This window comes from Aeribacillus composti (assembly GCF_007827555.1).
Taxonomy (GTDB): domain Bacteria; phylum Bacillota; class Bacilli; order Bacillales; family Aeribacillaceae; genus Aeribacillus; species Aeribacillus composti.
The window spans coordinates 1-20,346 of record NZ_VISS01000022.1 but is presented as its reverse complement, the minus strand read 5'-3'; the positions used below and the strand labels follow the sequence as shown (position 1 = coordinate 20,346).

Here is a 20,346-nt window from a genome sequence, read left to right as displayed (position 1 = left end):
TTCCTCTAGAATATAAGTATCACCAAGGAAAGAGGTGCTATTCATGAAAATAAATACCACACTTCCGAATCTATTGTAAAAAATTGTTTCAGAAGAGGAATTGCAAACCACATCGAAATCGAAGTGTTCGGCTATAAATATACTGCCCGAGTCTCTGATGTTCGTACGCTGATTCACTACTTTGTGACTGCTTCTATGAACGAATGGGAAGGATTTCAACCATGGATCCGCTGTAGCAGCGACTTATGTATTGCCGTAAGTTTCCTCTACCTTTTCGAAAAAAGTCAGTGATGTTTGCTATGACATCATAAAACGACTCTTCAATCTCATTGTATCCAAATGCTATCGAAAAACATGTCGTGCTCTCCAGTTTCCACGTCTATTGCTAGTGATGAATTCGACCACCATAACGATAGGAAAATCTCGCCTTCCTTGGGCCATATATCACAGGGAGTGCTCTGGTGTCAAGCGTCATGTCGCTGATTCCCCTGAACTGGAAATGCCGCTCGAAACGGTGGAAACGATCGTCCCTTCGTCATGATGCTCCTGTCGGAAAAACATTAGCGCACAAACGACATATTCTTGTTGAAGACCGTGCGTATTTCAAAATCGAACGCATCGACCATTTGCTGAAAACGGACAAGATTTTGTGATTCGCATCAAAGAAAATGGAACTGCATCAATGTCGCAGTTTGAGACGTTTAGAAAACAGCCATCATCATGATTCGAGACGTCATATGCTAATTAGGAACACCACAATGCCGTTCGAAGAAACGTCATCGCATCGTAATCTTTCGCGATGACCTAGGACATGAAATTCATGTCGCAGACTGTAGACAAAATAGGGTTCAGACGCTGAGTCTGAACCCTATTTTGATTAAGAGCCTAAATGTGAATGAAGAGCCTGGAGTTGCCCTCCATAGCCATGTAGCTAGTTTTTTCAAATTCATGGCAACACAAACAAGCATCTCCTGCATTGAAACTTTTTCTAGACCTCGATAAACTGTCCAACGCAGAACATTCTTCTCTTTCATATCCGCAAACACTCGTTCAATCGTTTCTTTTCTTCAAGCGTAGATTTTTTTGTTTTCTTCGGCATGTCTTAAATGTTCAGCTTCTTCATTGATGTTAGACTAAAAAGTAGACACAGTTTATTATAGTAATATTCTTTATCTAGCTAGTATTATGTTTGTATTCAAGAAAAATAGTCGGCTGGCATATAGACTTTTCCATGAAAAAGGAGCTAGTGTTGAGTGCTTTAAAGCAAGCCTATCAGCGTCAACACACAGGGTTCTATCCTCCATCATTCTGATTGAGGGAGTCAATATGCTTCAAATGACTTTCAAGCTAAGCTAATGGAATACGGAATGAAATGTAGCATGAGCCGAAAAGGAAATTGTTATGACAACGCTTGTATTGAATCATTTCATGGGATAATAAAAAAAACTAATCTATCAGACTCGTTATAAAACAAGGGAAGAAGCAAAAAAGAGCATATTTGAGTATGTAGAAATATTTTACAACAATAAACGTATTCACTCCGCAACAGAGTGTTTTTCGCCATCTGAATACGAACGTATGTACGGAAAAAAGAAGCTTAATGAGCATATTAATAGAATAGTTAGACCCGAAAATTTACCTTTAAAAATAATTAGGACAACGTCGTAATTATTTTTAAAAGGTCACCAAGCGATAGCGCGGTAGCTGCGAAAAAAAAATTTATAAATTTTTGTGTCTACTTTATTGACCTAATATCAAGAGACCGCTTCATAAAGCGATAGCGTCGACCATGACTACTTTAGGAGAGCGACGCGTAAATCGTTTAAGAGCTGATGACGAAAGTCAGATTCTACTCTACAAAAATAGAACTCTTTCTTATAATTTAATTTTATCAAACCTGCAATGTTATCGCTAAATATCTCACCAAATGGATTTAAAATGCATTTTCCATCAATCCATTTGGTGAGATGGGATTTTTGACACAAAAATTTTACATACAATTAGTCTTCTAGATTTACAACAACTGTTACTGTTTCCACAAGATCCTGAATTGCATATGACGGTCCTTCTTTACCATTTCCACTTTCTTTTACACCACCGTAAGGCATTTGGTCTACCCGGTAACAGCAGGTATCATTAATAATTACACCACCCACCTCTAGTAAGTAAGGAATTTTATAGGACAAATTCAAATCAGATGTGTAAATGCCAGCTTGTAACCCGTATTTCGAATCATTAACAAGTTCAATAGCTTCTTCGATTGTTCTATATGCTGACACTGTAACAACTGGCGCAAATACTTCTTCATCCAATACTTTCATTCCTTTTCTTACATTAGTAATAACAGTTGGATGAAAAATATTCCCTTCTCTTGTGCCACCGATTAAAATTTCAGCTCCACCTTCTTTTGCCTCTCTCACCCACTGCTCAATACGCTTCGCTTCGCTTTCATTAATCATTGGCCCAACGACTGTATCAGGATCTAACGGATCTCCTACTTTTAAAAGAGAAACTTCTTTTAAAAACTTCTCAAGAAACTTTTCTTGAATCGATTCTTGGACAAAAATGCGCTGAACTGAAATACAAATCTGTCCAGCATGAGAAAATGACATTTTGGCAAGTCTCATTGCTGCTTTTCCAACATTGGCATCGCTATGAACAATAGTAGCAGAGTTTGAACCAAGTTCTAATGTAGCTTTTCTTAAGCCAATCGTTTTTCGAATATGCTTACCAACAGCCGGTGAACCTGTAAACGTATAGTGGGCAATCCTCTCATCGCGAAGAAGCTGTTCACCAACTGTACTACCGCTTCCAACAACGCATTGCACGTAACCATTCGGTACCCCTGCTTTTTCTAACAGTTTACATAGTTTAATTGCAGTTGTAGCAGTATCAGATGCCGGTTTAATAATCACTGGGTTTCCAGCTGCGAGTGCAGGAGCAACTTTATGCACGACAAGATTTAACGGAAAGTTAAATGGCGTAATAGCCGCTACTACTCCAACAGGTTTTTTCACTGTATACATGAAACGGCCTGGAACATTATAATTAGGAATAATTTCTCCAACGAGCTTTTTTGTTTCATCTGCCGCTATCTTTAATGTGGATATTGACCGATTGACTTCAACTTTTGCGTCTGTAATTGGTTTGCCGCCTTCCTGTGCAATAATCTTTGCAAATTCTTCACTACTCTCAAGTAAAAGCTCAGCTGTACGCATTAGTACTGTATATCGATGCTCTGGTAAAAATAATGTATTTTTATGAGCGTACACTGCGGCTTCAACAGCTTGATCTACTAATCTCTCATCTGCTACACAAACTTCAGAAAAAAGTTCTCCTGTGTATTTATTATATATCTTATGTGTAGTATCTGTTTCTATCCATTTGCCATTAATAAAGAGTTTTTCTTTGACAATGTTCCTCCGCATGTTTTCATCTCCCACCTTTTAAAAAATATTATATTAAATGGAAGTTTAGGAATTTCTAAACTTCCATTTTCAATTTCTAGTATTAAGTTGCAATAAAGAGTTTCACACCCTTCCCATATCATCTACAACCGCATTGTTTATAGACCAAAATATAACGTGACTGCTGAATGGATTAGTTGAAAAACAAAAATTCAACTTATATATTTACTTTCTCTTCAGTGCTTTTTTTACAGCTTCAGCAACATATTTAACAGAAATTTCGTATTTCTCTAATAATTCTTCGTTTGGAGCTGACTCAGCGTTCCGATCTTTTACTCCTACACGAAGCATTGGAACTGGCTTTTCTTCAACAAGCACTTCCGCTACAGCACTTCCAAGACCACCGTAAATGCTATGTTCTTCAGCTGTTACTATCACTCCTGTAGTCTCCGCTGCTCTAATAATTGCTTTTTTATCAAGTGGCTTAATTGTTGGCATATGGATGACAGCCACTGAAATCCCTTCTTCCTCCAGCTTTTCAGCTGCCTCAAGCGAACGACTCGTTTGTGTACCTGTTGAAATAATTGTAATATCTTTTCCTTCTTTTAATGTAACTGCCTTTCCAAGTTCAAAATTGTAATCCTGTGAGAAAATAACTGGATAAGGATCACGTGCAAGACGCATGTATACAGGACCTTTGTATTTGTGGGCAAACTCCATCATCTTCTTTACTTCCACACTATCTGCTGGAGCGAGCACAACCATATTTGCAAGCGAGCGAAAAATGGCAATGTCTTCCAATGCCTGATGTGTTTTCCCTGTCAATCCTGTCAATAGACCACTGTAGGCACCAACCATTTTGACATTTAAACTTGGTTGAGCAATCTGAACTTGAATTTGATCAATTGCCCGTTTAGAAAGAAACGCTGCAAATGTAGTAGCCCATGGCTGTAATCCCGTTGTTGCAAGCCCTGCTGCAACGCTCATCATATTTTGTTCAGCAATACCCATCTGTAAAAATTTTTTTGGATTTTTCATAGCCACTGTATCTACTTTCGTAGAGTTAGCCAAATCCCCATCAAGGACGTAAACAGTTTCATCTTCTATTGACAATTGTAACAATATTTCACCGAACACATCTCTCATTGAAACTTTTTCTGTAGATAATACTCTTTTCATTTCTTAAACCCCATTTCTATTTCTTGAATTGCATCGTTAAATTCTTTACCTGTCAGAACACGTGAATGCCATAAATACTGATTTTCCATAAAGGATACACCTTTTCCTTTTATTGTATTTGAAATAATAATGGTTGGTTTGTCATTTATTTTACGAGCTTCCTTAAAAGCTTTGCTAATTTGTACATGGTCATGCCCATCAATACTAATCACATGCCATCCGAAAGCTTCCCAGCGCTTTTCAGGTTCAAACACAGGTATTTCTCTCCCTCCTCCTTCAGCATTCCAGCCAAACTGCTGCAATTTGTTATAGTCAAGAATACATACAAGATTGTCCAGTTTGTATTTAGATGCCACATCTGCGGCTTCCCATACTTGACCTTCCTGTGATTCTCCATCACCAATCATACAGTAAGTAACGAAGTCTTTCTTCTGAAGTTTCGCTCCAAGTGCCATTCCAACTGCTGCTGAAATTCCTTGACCAAGAGAACCAGTTGACATATCAATACCTGGTAAAGCATTCATATCAGGGTGTGCCTGCAATCGAGAATTAAGAGCATCAAATGTTTTTAATTCTTCTATCGGAAAGTATCCTCTCATTGCTAACACAGTATAAAGTCCAACTGCTGCATGTCCTTTTGATAGAACAAAACGATCACGATCTTCTGCTTTCGGATTTTGTGGATCAATGTTCATTTCATTAAAATACAGATTAACCAAGACATCAACCGCTGACAATGGCCCTCCAATGTGACCAGCACCTGCATGGAATACTGTTTCAATGATAAGGCGTCGTGCTTCAATTGACTTTTCCTTCAAATAAGCCAAGTTTTCTTTAGAAAGTGTTTGATTCACTTTATATTCCTCCTTAAACTTGCTTTTAATAAATAGGTTAAGCGCTTTACCTTATACCTGAAAAAAATAAGATAAAGCAGTAAGTCTATGCCATCTTTTTAAATTTTTATATATTCTATTTTTACGGGCTTACCTGTTTTTAGAGACTCCTGTGCAGCTCTAGCAATTAATTCTGCTTGTAAACCGTCATTTCCGGTACAACAGAGTGGTTTATTGTGTAAAATAGAGTCAATAAATGCATATGTTTCCCGAATATAGGCCTCTTTATAACGCTCCAAGAAAAAGTACTTTAACTTATCTTTATATACCCCTTCCTCTGTGCTTATCTCGACGTTGGTCAGATGGTCATTTTCCGCCATAATGCTACCTTTCGATCCAAACACCTCAACACGCTGATCATATCCATATACAGCCTTACGACTGTTATCAATCACTCCGATTGCCCCGTTTGCAAACTTCAAAGTAATCACAGCAGTATCAATATCTTCCGCATCGCCGATAGCTGGATCAATTAAATTAGCTCCTTGAACATATACTTCTGTCACTTCACTTCCCGTCACATAACGAGCCATATCGAAATCGTGGATTGACATATCAAAGAACAAACCTCCTGAACTTTTAATATACTCTATTGGAGGAGGTTCAGGATCGCGGGATGTGATTTTTACAATATGCACTTCTCCGATAAGCCCGTTTTTTACTACTTCTTGAATTTTTACAAAATTACGATCAAAACGACGGTTAAAGCCGACCTGTAGCTTTACGCCTGCTTTTTCCACAGCTTCTAGAGCAGCTTTCGTTTCCTGAATCGAAAAGCTGATTGGCTTTTCACAAAAAATGTGTTTACCCACTTCTGCAGCTCTTTGAATAATCGGTACATGTGTATCAGTCGGTGAACAAATAAAAATAGCATCAATTTCATCATCATTTAAAATATCTTCATAATTCGTTGCCACATTTTCAACACCAATTTGACATGCCCAATCTTTTACACTATCGACAAAAAGATCAGAGATTGTTTTAATTCTCACTTGTGGTATATGAATAATATTTTCAGCATGTAGACGTCCAATTCTTCCAGCTCCAATAATTCCAATTGTTAACTTTTTCAAATAATTTCACCTACCCTTGGTTAAGCGCTTTCCTTAATTTCTTATTATAATACAAATCCTTGACTTTTTAAAGCTTTTTATTGTACTTTTTCACTTTAATATTTAAGATGGTGTTGTAAAATTAAAGTGAAAACTAAAATTTATGCATAAGTATACAAAGTTACATATGCAACAAATATCAATTAAATCCATACGATCGTGATGGTTCCAGACTATTACTATCCGGTTGATTAAAGACCCGTTCGATGATGCTTCGAAAGCTGAATAACCACTTCCCAAATTTTGATCAGTAATGGGCAAGGGTGATCTTCATGTCACATAAGAGGTTCCAAAGAAAGTTGATCGATGTATCGAAATAATACATCTAAAATAGGATCCATTTCTCCAGTTAGTGCATATTCGATCATAGAATTGGAAATCATGATAGCATCCACCCCTTGGGTGTTTATCTTTTGGTCGCTGTATATGATTTCCAAAGCGGTGTTTTTTATATGTGCATTTATGCATCCATTATGCGTTTTACAACACGATAATTTAATACAAAATCCTATGCTTTCTTTTTACTGTATATATCAAACCATACTGCAAAAATCAAAATTGAGCCCTTCACAATATATTGCCAAAAAGCATCCATATCAAGCAGGCTCATTCCGTTATCTAAGCTTGCCATGATTAAAGCACCTAAAATTGCACCATATACTTTTCCTTTCCCCCCCATTAAACTTGTTCCACCAATAACAGCCGCTGCAATGGCATCTAATTCCATCATTGTTCCCGCTGCAGGAGAACCAGCGTTTAACCTCGCAGACAAAATGATTCCCGCAATAGCAGCCATTAGTCCATTTAAAGCAAAAACAATCAAAACAATTTTCTTTACTGAGATACCCGAAAAAATAGCAGCTTGTAAGTTCCCGCCTATTGCATATACACTTCTTCCGAATGTTGTTTTATCCGCTAAGAAAGTCAATACAATTACTAAAATCAACATAATGAAAACAGGTACGGGCATGCCTTTATAGGCAACCATAATGTAAACAAAGCCTAAAATCAAAAGACTATAAACCAAAGGTTTAACATAATAAGAGCTTGGTTCCTGTTTTAGATTATATTTAATTCCACTTTTTCTTTTGCGATAAGCTAGGAAGAACATAGATAAAATCACTAGTCCAGCAAAGCTAAATAAGGTTACGTTTGTAATATAAGCCTGACCAAAAACTTTATAACTTTCTCTCATAGGAGCAATAGTGACTCCCTTTGTAATCCCTAATAATATTCCTTTAAGAACCATCATTCCACCTAACGTAACAATAAAGGCAGGTACATTTAAATAGGCAGTTATAAAACCTTGAATAGCTCCTATTGCCAACCCGATTAAGAGGACAGTAATAATAGTTAGTCCAGTGCCCCACCCCTTCCAAACCATTAATGCTGCAGCAATTCCTCCTATTAAACCTACTAGTGAACCCACAGACAAATCTATGTGGCCAGTCACAATGACCAAGACCATTCCTGCTCCTAAAATAGCAACAACAGCCATTTGCATAGTTAAATTAGATATATTGCGTGCTGAAAGAAATATCCCGTCAGTTAATATAGCAAACATGGCCCATATAAGTATTAGACCAATGATCATGGCATATGCTCTTACATTAGTAGAAAAAAAGTTTTTTGGATTAAAATTCTTTTTATTGTTGTTCACTTCATTGAGCTCTAAACTTTTATTGAGTTTTCCTTCCATACTTTTAGACCCCTCCTGTAGCATAATACATTATTTTTTCTTGGGTTGCTTCTTGAATAGGGAGATCAGCCCTCAATTTACCTTCATAAATAACTAAAACTCGATCACTAATCCCCAGAACTTCTTCAAGCTCAGAAGAAATTATAATTACTGTAACACCCTCATCCACTAGCTGATTAATAAGTTCATATATTTCAAATTTAGCACCAATATCAATTCCACGAGTAGGCTCATCTAAAATAAGGACTTTTGGTTTTGTTAATAGCCACTTTCCCAGTACAACTTTTTGCTGATTTCCACCACTAAGGTTATTTACAGCTTCTTCAATATTAGATGTTTTTATATTTAAATCACGAACATAACGAAGAGTGTACGAATTTTCCTCATCTTCTTTAATAATAAAATTGAAAAAATTTCTTAAACTAGCCATTGAAATATTTTCTTTGACAGTCATATTTAAAACAAGTCCGGTTCCTTTTCTATCTTCCGGAACAAGAGCGATTCCATTTTGGATGGCATCTATTGGTTGGCGAATATTTATTTTTTTTTCATCTATATAAAACTCTCCTTCCCTTTTTCCAGGGAAAACTCCAAAAATTGCGGAAACCATCTCTGTCCTGCCTGCTCCCATTAAACCGGCTATACCCAATATTTCTCCCTTATAAGCCCTAAAACTAATATTATCAATAACTTTTCTTGATTGAATTTCAGGATCGTAAACAGTCAAGTTCTTTACTTCAAAACTACAATCCTTTCTCTCCCTCTTTTTACGTGGATATAGTTTATCGAGCTTCCTCCCCACCATCATATAAATAAGTTCACTCTTGGTAATTTCATTAATATCCTTTGAACCAATGTATTGCCCATCTCGTATAGCGGAAACAGTATCAGCGATACTTAGGACTTCATCAAGCTTATGGGAAATATAAATAGATGTAACTCCTTTTGCTTTCAAACGACAAAGGATATTTAACAAAGTATTGCTTTCTTTTTCAGTCAATGCTGAAGTAGGCTCATCAAGTATAAGAATTTTCGCATTCTTGGATAGCGCCTTAGCAATCTCTACTAACTGCTGTTGCCCTATACCAAGATTTTTTACTAATTCTCTGGGATCAATATCTAATCCAAGCTCATTTAAAAGATTTTTAGTTTTAATATACATTTCGTCCTCTTTAATAACACCTGCAATATTCGGCTCGTTTCCTAAAAAAATATTCTCTTGAACAGTTAATTCACCTACTAGTGCAAGTTCTTGATGAATACAGACGATTCCGTTATTTTCCGCGTCACGGATATTACGAAATTGTACCTCTTTTCCATCAAGATAAATTTTTCCCTCATACGTTCCATATGGATAAACGCCGCTGAGAATCTTTATTAGTGTTGATTTCCCAGCTCCATTCTCTCCACACAGTGCATGTATTTCTCCAAATTTAACTCTAAGATTGATATTATCTAATGCTTTTACTCCAGGAAATTTTTTGCAAATATTCTTTAACTCTAATATATACAATCCCATGATCCCACCTTCTTTCCATCACGTTTGTTTTTGGACAAAGGGGATATCTACCAGATAGATACCCCTTTTCATATCATTATTGTTTTGGCCACTCATTCTTCGGGATGTTTTTATAAACATCTTCAATTTTATGGAATCCATCCTTGATTACCGTATCAACTACATTTTCTTTCGTAACGTTGACAACATCAACTACTACACTAGGTACATCCTTAGTTCCATTGTTAACTTTACCGTTTACCATGCTATTCACTTTTTCCTTCTCTCCTTTAGCCAAAGCATATGCCAATTCCATAGCTTTTCGATTCAAAACTTTTATTGGTTTGTAAATTGTCATCGTTTGTTTACCTTCTACAATTCTTTGAACTGCTGCTAAATCAGCGTCTTGTCCTGAAACTCCGACCTTTCCAGCTAATCCTTGAGCTTCTAATGCTTGTACTGCTCCTCCAGCTGTATTATCGTTTGAAGCAAGAACTGCTACTACATTGTTATTTGCTGCAGTAAGCCCATTTTCGGTATGTTTTAATGCTTCTTCAGGACTCCACCCTTTACACCACTGTTGTGTAACGATCTTAATATCCCCTTTCTGAATTAGAGGTTTTAATACCTTCTCTTGCCCTTCTTTAAGTAGATACGCATTAAAATCCTCCGGCCCACCTAAAAGCCAAATATAATTCCCTTTCGGATACTTTTGTACAAGCCCTTGAGCTTGCAACTCTCCTACTTTTACCGTATCAAATGTAACATAGTAATCTAAATCACCGTTTCGAACCAGTCGGTCATATGCAATCACTGGAACCCCCGCTCTATGTGCTATATCTACGACAGCTCCAGCCGATTCTGAATCCTGCGCAGATATAATCAAAACATCAATTCCTTGTGTAACCATATTTTCCACTTGCTTAACCTGCTTAGATGCATCTTCCTCTGCAGACTGAACTACTAGTTCAAAATTATGTTCTTTTGCGAATTTCTTTGCCATTTCAATTTCCCGCTGCCATCTTTCTTCCTTAATTGTTCCGAGTGAAAATCCAACCACTATTTTATTATCATTACTTGTTTTCCCTCCTTGAGTACTCTCTTGCTGGACACATCCAATTAAAAGAACAGCAATAACCAGCAACATAACTGATAGATTTATCATCTTTTTTTTCATAAGCCTCTTCCCCCATTTCCCTTTATAAGGTTGTAATTTGATTTATCCATTTGAATACAAAACTTGTGTCTTTAAAATAGAAATATCTCTCCTTAATAACTCTATTGGATCATCTCCTTCTAAAGATAAAGGTCTTAGATCATAGTAATTTTCTAGCAGAATCCACCCACTATAATTTTTATCTCTTAATACTTCCATCGTTTCAAAAAAACCAGAATCTCCTTCACCCAAAAGGGCACCGCTCATATGTCCATCTCTACCATCTTTCACGTGGATTTCACAAATATAAGGAAAAAGCTCTTCTACCATACTTGCCACATTATAATTTCTTCTTAAGTGATAATTTTGGGTATCGAAGTATAATCTAAGGTTCGGTTTATTAACTAAATTGAAAAGTTGCTTTGTTTCCTCTATAGACAGCAGATTTTCAGTTGCGATTATTATATTTTTCTTCTCGGCTTCCTCACATGCCATTTTTAAACAGTTTACAACCCTTTGAAAATCCCGATCCGTTTTAATTTCCCCATCTTCAAAACTAGGAAGCATAACAATTGGAATATTCATAGCCTCTGCAGCTGAAATGGCTTTCAAAATTGCCTCTACTGCAATTTCCTTTTCCATAGTGCCGTCTTTCCTAGTCATCCCGTGTCTATCTAACTCTCTAACTGCCAAAGATGTAATAGTAATATTATATTTTTTGGCATATTCTACATACGCTTTTTGGATCGATGGTCTAGACAAAGGAAATCCGCGCTCATAACTTCCGATATCTAACTGAATTCCTTCCAAACCTAGTTCTGATGCCATCTTCAAAGCATACGGCCCATCTATTGGGCAAGACCAATGGCATACGCCTAGTTTTACATTCATTTTAAATCACCCTTTTTTGGTAAAATTTTACCATATTTTAACAATTTTGTTTTATCTTAAAAAGCCCCCCTCTTTCATATGGCTATTTTTTTTAAATAAACCGTTTTTCCAGTTTTAAATGATCGTGTTGCTGCTACAGCGATTTCCAAAGCTAATTTTCCATCAATTTCGGTACATACTGGTTTTTCACCTTTTTGCAAGCACTCAATAAAATGAATCATTTCTAACCAATATGCATCTTCAAATCGTGTCGGAAAATCCTGAACTAAATCGTGATAACTTCCTTTTTTCGTAAACAATTTCACATCATTGAGCCTCATGGAACCAATTTGGATCGCGCCTTCTGTCCCAACTACTTCTCCGCGAATATCATATGCATAAGGAGCGATTCTCATTGTTTCAATATCTCCAGTAGCCCCTGAATCAAAAGTCAAGTAAGATAGTGCTTGATCCACGTCATTATATTTTTCCATAAATTTGTTTGAATCTAATAGAATGCTCCCTGTTGATGTAACAGAACTCACTTCTTGATTCATTAAATAACGCGCTATATCGTAATCATGAATAGCAACGTCGAGAAAAATGCCTCCACTATGTTTTATAAATTCTTCAGGAGGGACGTTTCCATCTCTGCTTACCCCTTTAAAGTAAATAGGTTCTCCAATATCCCCGGCCTCAATCCTTCTTTTGGCTTCAGCATATGCTGGGTCGAATCTCCTCATAAAGCCCACTTGGCAAATAACTTTATGCTCATTAATAATTTGAATCACTTCATCTGCTTCAGCTAACTCCTGAGTAATTGGCTTTTCCACAAAGATATGCTTCCCATTTCTTGCAGCACGCTTAATCATATCCGCATGAGTGCTAGTTGGAGTGACAATCACCACTGCATCAATATTGTCGTCTTCGAACACCCCATCGGGATTACAAGACCACTTCCTTACCCCCAACTCTTTAGCGACTTGCTCAGCTCTTCCTTCTAGCGGATCGACAACGCTTACAAGTTCGGCACCTTTCACTTTTGAAGCAAGATTTTCAGCATGCTTATATCCAAGTCTCCCCAATCCTAATACTGCACAACGTATTGTTTTTTCCATGATTACCCCATCCTCTCGATACTGTTTTCGGATAAGCACTTAATTAAAAGGCATCATTATTTATAATTTAGGATGACAAAACTCTGTTAATCCAACAATAACAATAAAGCTTATATTTATTTTTTATCCAATAGGTAAAGCGCTTACCCAATGTAATTTATTCTAATTTTAGCTAAAGAACTTCAAGGGTCAAAGTATTTTTTTTATTTTTATGAAACTAGATATTATTATAAAAATTACAACAATTTATTTCGAGTGTTTCCCATTCATATCATATTCCGTACCGTCTGTTTGAGCATTCCTAAACTTTGTAGTTCCCAGATTCTGTCCTTGGAACACTCCCACTCTTCCATAGATGCATTCAAAGCTTTCGTTAGATCCCTCTATCTAGTTCTTTGAATACATCAGGTCGTTAAATCATGTTTCTCAACTATTTCTCACTAATATCCGCTTTGTCGACAAACCGAAATAATATTATCTATCTCTTTAAATTTCTAATAATATCTTCTATATAACTTTTTGATTTTTTTGCATATTCATATGGATTATATTGTAAAGGATCTTGTTCCCCTTCTATTAAAACCCAATCGCTATAACCTCGTTCTAGTAAAATTTTAATAATTGGCACAAAATCAAGACAACCGTCTCCGGGAACTGTAAAAAGACCGCTTCTAATACATTTTCTAATGCTGTATTTTTCTTCTCTTGCTTTATCCAAAACATCTTGTCTCACATCTTTTAAGTGGATATATTTAATCCGATCGTAATATTTTTCCAATAGCTGAACAGGATCATTTCCTCCGTAATAGGCATGCCCTGTATCATAGAGAAGAAACACTGTTTCGGGATCGCTCATTTCCATTAGACGCTCGATTTCTTCAGGTCTTTCTACTACTGTACCGGCATGGTGATGATAAACTAAATACATCCCATTCTCACGGCAAATTTCACCCGCTTTATTCAATCCCTCAATCATGTATTTCCACCCATCATCATCCAACCACTCAACATATGTTTCATCCTGTCCACGACGCGGATCCTGGTTAAGCATAGATCCTCCGATCTCCGCTGTACTCACAACTTTACAGCCGAATTGCTTGAGAAACTCAACATGTTTGCGATACGCCTTTAATTCACTTTCATGCTGGTTTGGATCAGAAAAAAAGACGGATTTCCACTGTGTTGTTAGCTGAAGGTCATAATGTTCCAATGCTGTTCTAAGCTCATTTACATTTTTAGGAAACTTACGACTCATTTCTGTCCCTTCAAAACCAAGTGATGATATTTCCTCCATAACCTGTTCATACGTATAAAAATCTCCATGCTCAAGTACATCTTCGCCCACCCAGTTGATTGGGTGAATCCCGAGATGAAAAGGAAGATTCATATTATGCATCCCTCCCTATCTATTTGAAATTTTTACTTACAACTCAACATACCATGTTTTATTTCATTAACCATTCATGATCTTTATCATTTGTAAAACACCATTTTCTAATTGGACCAGCCATTACATTTAAGTAATACAATTCATATCCAGGTGGCGCTGAAACAGGATGATAGCCTTTTGGAACGAGTACAACTTGCCCATCTCGAACAACAATTGTTTCATCGAGTGAACGATCATCTGTATATACGCGATGAAGGGCAAATCCGCGATCTGCAGGATTGATTTTATAATAATATGTTTCTTCTAAATATGTTTCATGAGGCATATTGTCTTGATCATGCTTATGAGGCGGATAGCTTGACCAATTCCCTTGTGGTGTGAAAACTTCAATCACAAATAGACTATGTGCAGGCTTGTTTTCTGGCAAAATATTGTGTATCTCTCTCTCCATGTTACCGTAACCACGCGTTACGACTTCGACCTCTTCCGGCTTAATCAGCCGGGCTTCATAGTCTCCGCCACCAGGAGAGAGACAGACGGCGATTTCGAGTTCGGTGAGCGCCTCGATCTTTATCTGATCATCATGAGGAACATATACGGTATATGCAGGTATTTTTTCAAATACACTCATTCTTTTTCCAATGTTATCCCAATGTTTAGATTTGGTTTCAGCGTTTGCAAGTCCAGAGAGAATGACAACAGCCATTTCGTTTCTCCCTGTCTCTTTTTCAAACATCTGTCCCTTTTTCAAATGATAAACTTCAAAGCCAACATATTTCCAACCTGCTGATTCAGGTGTGATTGTAATTGCATTACCGTCTTGAGTCGCTTGTGTTTTTGGTGTTACTAGAAGCTTTGACATTTTATTTCTCCTCCTGACATATATTAAATATTAAAATTTTGAGGAGGAAGGGAATCGGTATTCATGGAGCACTGTATCTTTGGTGATATAAAACCCTTCCTCAACATCAACAGTTTCAGGGACAAACAGATATTTTTAGGTGCTTAATATTTTCTTGCTTGCTCTAATTTTGCTTGCATATTTTCATAAGCCTCTTGCACTTTTTCGCTATTGGACACTTCGGCAACCCCAAGTCTCCACCATGATTCATATCCCGTTGTAGACGTGCCAGGTAAAACTTTAACATCGATCAATGTGGATACCGTTTCTTTTCTTGCCTTCTCAAGCGCCTCTTTTAATTCATCAATCGTACGGGCAGTATACCCTTTGGCCCCTAAGCTTCTAGCGTTTGCGGCATAGTCGATTTGTAAATAATCTCCTGATAAAACGTTTTCTTCTTCAGAGCGATAGCGAAATTCATTTCCAAATCCGTCGCTTCCATGTGCGACTTGTAAGTTGTGAATGCATTGGTATCCATTATTATCGACCAATATAATGTTAATTTTCTTCTTTTCTTGTAAGCTTGTGACTAATTCCGAATGCAACATTAAATAGCTTCCGTCACCAACAAGGGCATAGACTTCTTTATCTGGTTCCGCTATTTTAATTCCTAGCGCACCAGCCACTTCATATCCCATACACGAGAAACCATACTCCATATGATATGTTTTTGGTTGAGTGCTTCTCCATAAACGGTGTAAATCTCCAGGCATACTTCCCGCAGCACATACAATGATATCGCTTTCATCAATGAACCGGTTAATTTCGCCGAGAACTTGAGTTTGTGACAAGCCATTCTCGCGTTCATCCTCATAAAGTCTATCTACTTCCTGATTCCACTTTTCTTTCAACTCTTGTAATTTGGCTGTATCATGGCTGCTTCGATAATTAATTTTCTTTAACTCTTCTGTTAGCAGTTCAAGCGCGACTTTAGCATCAGCCACTAACATGTGTGCATCCATCTTCATGGCATCAAATGTGCTTACGTTAATATTCAGAAACTCCACTTCTGGGTTCTGGAATGCTGTTTTAGATGATGTCGAAAAATCGGTTAATCTTGTTCCTAAACAAATAACCAAATCTGCTTCTTTAGCCAAGATATTAGAAGCCAGCGACCCTGTGGCGCCGATACTGCCCATATTCATTGGATGCTTCCATGAAAGCGCGCTTTTTCCTGCTTGTGTCTCTCCCACCGGTATATTGAACGTTTCACTAAAAGAAGCCAGCACTTCTGTAGCCAATGAATAATGTACGCCCCCACCAGCAATAATAATAGGCTTTTTCTTTTCAGAAATGAGCTTAACCGCACGCTGTACTGCTGCTTTTGAAGGAATTTTTCGTTCGATATGATGCACTCTTTTCTTAAAAAAGTCTACTGGATAGTCATAAGCTTCTGCTTGAACGTCCTGCGGCAACGCCAATGTCACAGCGCCTGTTTCCTCAGGATCGGTCAGTACACGCATAGCGTTTAATGCAGCAGTCATTAGTTGTTCTGGCCGGGAAATACGATCCCAATATTTACTAACCGGCTTAAAAGCATCGTTTGCTGATACCGTATAATCAGTCGGATCTTCTATTTGCTGTAGAACTGGATCAGGCTGTCGGCTAGCAAAAATATCTCCTGGAAGCAAGAGTACAGGAATTCTATTGACCGTTGCAGTTGCAGCTGCCGTCACCATATTTAACGCTCCAGGTCCAATCGACGATGTGCAAGCAAAAATTTGTAGTCGGTTTTTTTGCTTTGCATAAGCAGTTGCCGCGTGCACCATACCTTGTTCATTTTTTCCTTGCAAATATACTAGATCCCCCGGCTGTCTTTCAAGCGCTTCTCCGAGTCCCGTCACATTACCGTGGCCAAAAATACCGAATACGCCTTTCACAAATTTAATTTCTTTTCCGTCAAACTCAACATACTGATTGTCTAAAAACTTCAAAAGCGCTTGTGCCATAGTCAAACGGATCGTTTCCATTTTTCCCTCTCCTTTACAAATTATTTTCTATAAAAATTTTTACAGATATACAATTTCCTTCTTTTTAAACGATTCAGTCGCAGCTACCGCAATTTCCAACGCTATTTTCCCATCTATTTCATCTACAGATGGCTTAACATCATTTCGGACGCAATCAATAAAATGCTCAAGTTCTAGTAAAAAGGCACCTTGAAATTTAGTCTGAAAATCTGGAATATTATCATGATAACTCTTGTTCTTGGTCATAATAATATTATGGTGATGTTGTATCGACCCAATTTGAATCACTCCTTCTGTGCCAACGACCTCCCCTCTAACATCGTAGCCAAATGTAGAATTTCGGCTTCCTTCCACATTAGCTGCCGCCCCTTTCTTAAAGGTTATAAATGTCATGGCTTGATCAACATCATTGTATTTTTCCATAAATGGATGAACAAGTACTCGACCGAATGATTGAACGGATTTCACTTCATCTCCAAGCAAAAAACGAGCAATATCATATTCGTGAATACACAAATCAAGAAAAATACCACCACTTGTTTTAATATAATCTTCAGGGGGGGAACCAGGATCTCGACTCACCCCTTTAAAATAAATAGGCTCTCCTATATCCCCTCGGACAATTCTTCTTTTCGCTTCTGCATAACAAGGATCAAATCGTCTCATGAACCCTACTTGACAATAGACGTTATTTTCAGCAATCGCTTTAATCACCTCATCAGCTTCTTCCAAAGTTTCTGTTAACGGCTTATCTACAAAAATGTGCTTTTTGCTCCGTGCTGCTTGAATAATTAATTCAGCATGAGTCTTCGTTGGACTTACAATGATTACAGCATCAATCAGTGGATTATCGAATACTTCTTGGGGATCGTTCGTCCAGCATTGAACACCTAACTCACGTGCAACTTTTTCTGCCCTTTCTTTCCTAGAAGCAACAATTGTGACAACTTCTGCTCCTCGGATGCAGGTCGCAGCATTTTTCGCATGAACAAACCCCAGCCTGCCTACACCGATGACGGCACAACGAACTTTTTCTTTCAAATTTCCCCAACTCCTTTTATATACTTCGAGAAACTTTTTTATAATTAGTTATTAAAACTAAATGTAAAGCGCTTACCTTTTGCCGCCTAAATAATTCGCTTATAAGCTGGTAGACCATTTTCTATCGGAATGAGCATCTCCCCTTGAATGACCGGATGTACATATTCTTTAAACTTTTCGGTCATTGTATGTTTTTGAGAATCATACCATTCTTGTGGTACAAATCGCTCTTTCCCTGCTGTTTCTTCAAACGGAACTGCTTCATAAGATACCTGGTAGTTGTCTGTATTCATATTTCGTTTAATGCCAATCATGACCCCTGTATATCCTTCAACGGCATATAACCAAGCTTCTTTTCCTATTTTGTACGCTTCATCTACATCTGCCTTCGAAGCAAGAGCAATACTGCTCCGTTGCCAAATGCTTAAAGCGATAGAACGTGTGTCAATACCTATATGTTCTTCGATCTTCTCTTTCAAAAAAGAAGAAATACCGCCGAGTTTTGGTCTTCCTAAAATATCATATTCTATATCTTGTTGTATCAATTGACCATCTTCATTACGTAGGCCCTCTGCTACTACTAATACTGTATTTCTTTTTTCATCACAAGCCTTAGAGATTCTACTTAAACAATCACTCAAATGAAACGGAACTTCTGGAATATAAATGAGGAGCTGGTCGTTATCAGTAGACACTTCAGCCAAAGCACAGGCACCAGCAAGCCAGCCAGTATGTCTTCCCATCGTTTCGATAATCGTTACCCTGCGACTTTCTGGATAGCTGGCCATGTCCATTTTCACATCAAGAACTGAAGTGACTAGAAACTTAGCTGCACTACCATATCCCGGAGAATGATCAGTCCCTAATAAATCATTATCTATCGAATTCGGAATCCCAATAACAACCATTTCGAATCCAGCTGCTTTTGCGAATTCATTCATTATTTTCGCCACATTCATCGAACCGTTACCACCGATACAAAAGAAATATCTAATATTATTTCTTTTAAAAATTTTAATAATATTTTCAAAATCGTCAGGAGTTAATTTGTAACGCCACGTACCTAATGCAGCCCCCGGCGTACATCGAAGCCGGTAACGATCTTGAATAGACAAGTTATTTAGTGTAATAAACGACTCATTCAGCAGTCCATGAATCCCGCCTATAGCACCATATATTTTGCCGGTAAACGAAGAACTCAAGATTTCATCGATAATACCGACCATTGAATTATTAATAACGGCAGTAGGACCTCCTGATTGAAGAATTAAACAATTCCCATACATTTATCGCATCCTCTCTGCATTTTGCCTTAAGTATTAACAGCTCCTTTACATCTAAACCATCTACATTTAATAAATTCAGTTAAGCGCTTTACTAAAAGTGCAAAGTAGAATTACAATTCACCATAGTTGAAAGAACGCTAATTATCTTGACTAAATTATAATTTAAGTTATTTGAAAAATCAATATTTTTTATTTTATCCAATTTTGAATAACAAATTTAGTTAAGCGCTTTACCAAAAGTGTAAAATAGAATTACTACTTATCATCATCCAAATAACGGCACTTTTGTGTCTAAATTATAATTTAAGTTCATCAAAGGAGTCAATATTTTTTTGTAATTTTATTAAAATTAATAAATTACAGTATATTTATTATATTGCTATCTTCAAAAAGTAAACGAAGGTATCCTTATGTCACTCGTAACTAGTTTTTAATGAAATCAGTGGCACTCCTTTTTGGGCTTCGTAATAAATAAACTCTAATGAGATCATGAATCTTTCTCGATCTCACACTCGCAAGACCGGTTGAAAAATCACTTGAATGTTCTGTCATGCAATAGATATACGTAAATTGCACGATGGTCCAATATCGCTGATGCCTTACTCATGATGGATTCGATATCGATCGAAATCTAATGTTTCTTTCGTTTGCTGAACGTAGCTTTCGATCGACCAGCGTTTCGCATAATATTCGAGAATAGCCTGATCGCTCACTTTTTTTGTCTGTATTCATGTAAATTAGCACACTATTTTAGAACCACTTTTTTCAAATTATTTTGGACTAAAATCGGAAATACCTCGCAAAATGTTTGCGAATTCTCTCCGAT

At 37.2% G+C, this 20,346-nt stretch carries 15 protein-coding genes and 2 pseudogenes; 2 read left to right on the top strand and 15 right to left on the bottom strand.

What is annotated here, in order from left to right:
* The first annotated feature begins 461 nt into the window (after positions 1–461).
* Positions 462–653: a hypothetical protein gene (locus FB379_RS12065; RefSeq protein WP_144598096.1), complete on the top strand. Its 192-nt coding sequence runs from the start codon at positions 462–464 to the stop codon at positions 651–653.
* A 195-nt stretch (positions 654–848) separates the two neighbouring features.
* Here the strand turns inward: FB379_RS12065 and FB379_RS12060 are convergent.
* Positions 849–1,121: pseudogene (locus tag FB379_RS12060) on the bottom strand (transposase); the annotation flags it as partial.
* Between the two features lie 46 nt (positions 1,122–1,167).
* Between FB379_RS12060 and FB379_RS19255 the strand changes: the two are divergent.
* A pseudogene (locus FB379_RS19255) lies at positions 1,168–1,668 on the top strand (IS3 family transposase); the annotation flags it as partial.
* Between the two features lie 332 nt (positions 1,669–2,000).
* Here FB379_RS19255 and FB379_RS12045 read toward each other — a convergent pair.
* From FB379_RS12045 to FB379_RS11980, 14 genes are all read right to left on the bottom strand, one after another.
* The gene (locus FB379_RS12045) at positions 2,001–3,428 is read right to left on the bottom strand and encodes an aldehyde dehydrogenase family protein (protein ID WP_144598094.1); all 1,428 of its coding nucleotides are present in this window, start codon (positions 3,426–3,428) and stop codon (positions 2,001–2,003) included.
* A gap of 204 nt (positions 3,429–3,632) precedes the next feature.
* Complete coding sequence (locus tag FB379_RS12040; RefSeq protein WP_144598093.1) at positions 3,633–4,586, bottom strand: transketolase family protein; 954 nt, start codon at positions 4,584–4,586, stop codon at positions 3,633–3,635.
* Positions 4,583–5,440 carry a transketolase gene (locus FB379_RS12035; RefSeq protein ID WP_144598092.1) on the bottom strand — a complete coding sequence of 286 codons (858 nt, stop codon included), beginning with the start codon at positions 5,438–5,440 and terminating at the stop codon, positions 4,583–4,585. The genes FB379_RS12040 and FB379_RS12035 overlap by 4 nt, the downstream gene beginning before the upstream one ends.
* 98 nt (positions 5,441–5,538) lie before the next feature.
* Positions 5,539–6,552, bottom strand: a complete 1,014-nt coding sequence (gene iolG, locus FB379_RS12030) for an inositol 2-dehydrogenase (RefSeq protein ID WP_144598091.1) — start codon at positions 6,550–6,552, stop codon at positions 5,539–5,541.
* A 547-nt stretch (positions 6,553–7,099) separates the two neighbouring features.
* A complete protein-coding gene (locus tag FB379_RS12025; protein WP_144598090.1) occupies positions 7,100–8,290 on the bottom strand; it encodes a sugar ABC transporter permease in 1,191 nt (396 codons plus the stop codon).
* Between the two features lie 4 nt (positions 8,291–8,294).
* Positions 8,295–9,809 (bottom strand): xylose ABC transporter ATP-binding protein, encoded by a 1,515-nt coding sequence (locus FB379_RS12020; protein ID WP_144598089.1) that lies wholly within the window; start codon positions 9,807–9,809, stop codon positions 8,295–8,297.
* 76 nt (positions 9,810–9,885) lie between these two features.
* Complete coding sequence (locus FB379_RS12015; RefSeq protein WP_144598088.1) at positions 9,886–10,965, bottom strand: sugar ABC transporter substrate-binding protein; 1,080 nt, start codon at positions 10,963–10,965, stop codon at positions 9,886–9,888.
* Positions 10,966–11,007: 42 nt separating this feature from the next.
* Positions 11,008–11,835: a sugar phosphate isomerase/epimerase family protein gene (locus tag FB379_RS12010; RefSeq protein ID WP_144598087.1), complete on the bottom strand. Its 828-nt coding sequence runs from the start codon at positions 11,833–11,835 to the stop codon at positions 11,008–11,010.
* A gap of 74 nt (positions 11,836–11,909) precedes the next feature.
* A complete protein-coding gene (locus tag FB379_RS12005) occupies positions 11,910–12,932 on the bottom strand; it encodes a Gfo/Idh/MocA family oxidoreductase (protein ID WP_144598086.1) in 1,023 nt (340 codons plus the stop codon).
* 478 nt (positions 12,933–13,410) lie between these two features.
* Positions 13,411–14,319 (bottom strand): myo-inosose-2 dehydratase, encoded by a 909-nt coding sequence (iolE, locus tag FB379_RS12000; protein WP_144598085.1) that lies wholly within the window; start codon positions 14,317–14,319, stop codon positions 13,411–13,413.
* Positions 14,320–14,377: 58 nt separating this feature from the next.
* Entirely contained in the window at positions 14,378–15,184 is an 807-nt protein-coding gene (gene iolB, locus FB379_RS11995) for a 5-deoxy-glucuronate isomerase (RefSeq protein WP_144598084.1), read from the bottom strand.
* A 143-nt stretch (positions 15,185–15,327) separates the two neighbouring features.
* On the bottom strand, positions 15,328–17,193 hold the full coding sequence (gene iolD, locus FB379_RS11990) for a 3D-(3,5/4)-trihydroxycyclohexane-1,2-dione acylhydrolase (decyclizing) (protein WP_144598083.1): 1,866 nt from the start codon (positions 17,191–17,193) through the stop codon (positions 15,328–15,330).
* A gap of 39 nt (positions 17,194–17,232) precedes the next feature.
* Positions 17,233–18,234 carry a Gfo/Idh/MocA family oxidoreductase gene (locus FB379_RS11985; protein WP_144598082.1) on the bottom strand — a complete coding sequence of 334 codons (1,002 nt, stop codon included), beginning with the start codon at positions 18,232–18,234 and terminating at the stop codon, positions 17,233–17,235.
* An 86-nt stretch (positions 18,235–18,320) separates the two neighbouring features.
* Positions 18,321–19,520, bottom strand: a complete 1,200-nt coding sequence (locus FB379_RS11980) for a diphosphate--fructose-6-phosphate 1-phosphotransferase (protein WP_144598081.1) — start codon at positions 19,518–19,520, stop codon at positions 18,321–18,323.
* Positions 19,521–20,346: the final 826 nt, after the last annotated feature.

Coding starts and splice junctions, on each gene's coding strand:
- FB379_RS12045 (WP_144598094.1), bottom strand. CDS start 3,428: ATGCGGAGGAACATTGTCAAAGAAAAACTCTTTATTAATGGCAAATGG.
- FB379_RS12040 (WP_144598093.1), bottom strand. CDS start 4,586: ATGAAAAGAGTATTATCTACAGAAAAAGTTTCAATGAGAGATGTGTTC.
- FB379_RS12025 (WP_144598090.1), bottom strand. CDS start 8,290: ATGGAAGGAAAACTCAATAAAAGTTTAGAGCTCAATGAAGTGAACAAC.
- FB379_RS12020 (WP_144598089.1), bottom strand. CDS start 9,809: ATGGGATTGTATATATTAGAGTTAAAGAATATTTGCAAAAAATTTCCT.
- FB379_RS12015 (WP_144598088.1), bottom strand. CDS start 10,965: ATGAAAAAAAAGATGATAAATCTATCAGTTATGTTGCTGGTTATTGCT.
- FB379_RS12010 (WP_144598087.1), bottom strand. CDS start 11,835: ATGAATGTAAAACTAGGCGTATGCCATTGGTCTTGCCCAATAGATGGG.
- FB379_RS12005 (WP_144598086.1), bottom strand. CDS start 12,932: ATGGAAAAAACAATACGTTGTGCAGTATTAGGATTGGGGAGACTTGGA.
- iolE (WP_144598085.1), bottom strand. CDS start 14,319: ATGAATCTTCCTTTTCATCTCGGGATTCACCCAATCAACTGGGTGGGC.
- iolB (WP_144598084.1), bottom strand. CDS start 15,184: ATGTCAAAGCTTCTAGTAACACCAAAAACACAAGCGACTCAAGACGGT.
- iolD (WP_144598083.1), bottom strand. CDS start 17,193: ATGGAAACGATCCGTTTGACTATGGCACAAGCGCTTTTGAAGTTTTTA.
- FB379_RS11980 (WP_144598081.1), bottom strand. CDS start 19,520: ATGTATGGGAATTGTTTAATTCTTCAATCAGGAGGTCCTACTGCCGTT.